Origin of the sequence: Clostridium sp. (assembly GCF_051656525.1) — a bacterium.
In the GTDB taxonomy this organism is placed as follows: domain Bacteria; phylum Bacillota; class Clostridia; order Clostridiales; family Clostridiaceae; genus Clostridium.
Genome location: NZ_JBOGCC010000399.1, coordinates 1 through 2,389 on the forward strand (window position 1 = coordinate 1; position 2,389 = coordinate 2,389).

Consider the following 2,389-nt stretch of genomic DNA (forward strand, 5'->3'; position numbering starts at 1 on the left):
TCCTTTTATTAAGTTATCTTTTTGTCTTCGTGGTATTTTCTCAACTTTTCCAGTTAGTGTATACCATATTTGATCTAAGCTTACAAGTGTCTTTGTATAGTTTATGTTATACAATGCTCTTAATGCTACATATACCCCATATCCATACTCTGTCAAATTATCTCCTCCCAAATCTTTTGCCAAACTCTTAAATAAAAATACTTTGTTCATAAAAATCAATCCTTTCTATATTTAAAAATTAATCAAATTGGCTTTAGCCAATAACTATAGTTTCTAGTTTTATAGCTCTCTAGTTATATAATCTATGGGTAGTTTTTTGTACACTTTTCTGTAATTCATATTTTTGTTTGTTGATATAAAATGTACACAATCATGTACAAAATTTTTACATTATTTTTCGCATAGAGTCTTTAAATTAAAAAACCCTTGTATTTAATAATAAAAAAACGATAAAAATTGTACCTAATCGTGTACATTTTTTTTTAAATGAAATTCTTTACATTTTGTCAACCATTCTCCATAATATTTTCTAGTATCTTCTAAATCAAATGATACATACATCTGATTCCTTTTTTCATTAAATCCAAATTCTTTTACTGCACATCCTTTTTTAATATAAAAGTTTGCTTGGTTTCTATCATATATATTAATCATATTATTCACCTTTCTTATATGGAATGAAATTTAATGGTATAGATAACCATTCCCCATAAACTTCGTTTGTTTCACTCATTACAAATGTCACATAAGCTTTTTTTCTACTATTAACTCCAGCACCTATGGGTTTAACGCCTTTGCTAATATAGAAGTCAGCTTGGTACATATCATAAATGTTAATCTCTTTCATCCTAATCCCTCCTCTATAATATGTAAAGGGGAAATTAATCCCCTATTTCCTACTCTTCTTCTAACATTTCTTTTGCATCATAGTAACCTTGCCAATTGTCAACCCCACAAGCTTCTAAACAATTTAAAAACTCACTATCATATTTTAAACCTTCATACTCTTGTTTTGTTATTGTTACCATTTCTTTTTTCATATCATATCTCCTTTTATTCTTATTCATAGTATATTTAGGAAAGGATGAAGTTATCACCCTTTCATTTGTTTCCTACTTTACTGGTTTTGCAGGTTTTTCTGCTTTTCCAATCCAGAACCATTTTCTCATTTTATCACCACACTTTATTATTAAAATAAATTCTATAATCTTTGCTGGTATTCCATATATAAACATTGTTAATTCATTCATGTAGAAAATATCTTTACCTATTAATTCAAGAGACATACAATATGTTGTTTCTAAAATAAGTGTAAAGAATGTTGAAATAATTGAAATTTTAATTGCTTCCTTTAAACTAAATTTGTTTATATAAGATATAAATATTGTCATAAAACCAATACAAATTAGTTGAAATATTATTGGAGGAAAACTATTTACAATTATTTGTTCTATTAATCCAAACAACAATATCTCCCACCATTTAAACTTTCTGCATCCACTAACTACTTCAAAAAACTTACAAAAGATATAAGCCTCAATAATTCCAAATAGTATAAAATCAATCAATATGTTCATTAATATTTCCATCTATGTTCAACCCTTTCATTCACTTTAATTTTTTATACATCTTTTCCGTTACTTACCCACTTGATGGATACCCACCAGCAGTCATCACCTATAATCTCTTTCTTCAGCCACCATTTGTCTTTCTTCTTGAGATTAAGGTTATCTCTTTTGTATATCAATAAGCTCATACTATCTACATCTGGCACAAAACAATATGAGCTTATTCCTTTATCTAAAACTAAACTTAACTCCCCATTAAATATCATTGTATGATAATTCTTAAATCCTGCCACAATCATATAGTTTTTTACTTCTTCTAATACATCTAGGTTCTCAAGGGTGTTTCTCAAGTACCACATTTCTTTTACTTTATCCCTCATTGTACCCTCCTTTTAATCCTCAAAATCTTTTACTGCACTAATAAAACTCCTTGTGTTTTTGTGTAACTTTACATTTTGGTCATGATAAAAGTCAGTTGTGTCTTGTACTTCGTTGATAGTATCTTTAACTTGATTGACTCCTATTTTGATTTCTTCCAAAAGTGTTTCCATCTTTTTCAGTCTACTTTCAACCACAAAAAGCCTAAAAATAGCAACTAGTAAAACTCCAGTTATTAAAGTGTATATTCCAAAATCATTACGAGTAAAATTCAATTCTCCTTTGTGCCAATATTTACCCACATAATAAAGTAAACACGGCACAGACACTAGACTACATAAATAACTCAAAACTCTTCCTTTCATCTTATAACCAACTCCCTTATGTCCTTATTTTTATTTACAATGGATTATAGATCCATTTGTATTCTTAAACACTTATTT

Annotated in this window: 7 protein-coding genes; all 7 read right to left on the bottom strand. The window is 28.0% G+C overall.

The window, feature by feature from the left end:
* A partial coding sequence (locus ACRDDY_RS19410) for a hypothetical protein (protein WP_438566553.1) occupies positions 1–210 on the bottom strand: 210 nt, incomplete at its 3' end.
* 252 nt (positions 211–462) lie between these two features.
* Positions 463–654, bottom strand: coding sequence for a hypothetical protein (locus tag ACRDDY_RS19415; protein ID WP_438566554.1), 192 nt, complete (start codon positions 652–654; stop codon positions 463–465).
* Position 655: 1 nt separating this feature from the next.
* Positions 656–847, bottom strand: coding sequence for a hypothetical protein (locus tag ACRDDY_RS19420; protein WP_438566555.1), 192 nt, complete (start codon positions 845–847; stop codon positions 656–658).
* Positions 848–896: 49 nt separating this feature from the next.
* On the bottom strand, positions 897–1,040 hold the full coding sequence (locus ACRDDY_RS19425; protein ID WP_438566556.1) for a hypothetical protein: 144 nt from the start codon (positions 1,038–1,040) through the stop codon (positions 897–899).
* Between the two features lie 72 nt (positions 1,041–1,112).
* Positions 1,113–1,589, bottom strand: a complete 477-nt coding sequence (locus tag ACRDDY_RS19430; RefSeq protein WP_438566557.1) for a hypothetical protein — start codon at positions 1,587–1,589, stop codon at positions 1,113–1,115.
* A 32-nt stretch (positions 1,590–1,621) separates the two neighbouring features.
* Positions 1,622–1,948 carry a hypothetical protein gene (locus ACRDDY_RS19435; RefSeq protein WP_438566558.1) on the bottom strand — a complete coding sequence of 109 codons (327 nt, stop codon included), beginning with the start codon at positions 1,946–1,948 and terminating at the stop codon, positions 1,622–1,624.
* Positions 1,949–1,960: 12 nt separating this feature from the next.
* Positions 1,961–2,311, bottom strand: coding sequence for a hypothetical protein (locus tag ACRDDY_RS19440; RefSeq protein ID WP_438566559.1), 351 nt, complete (start codon positions 2,309–2,311; stop codon positions 1,961–1,963).
* Between the last annotated feature and the right edge of the window lie 78 nt (positions 2,312–2,389).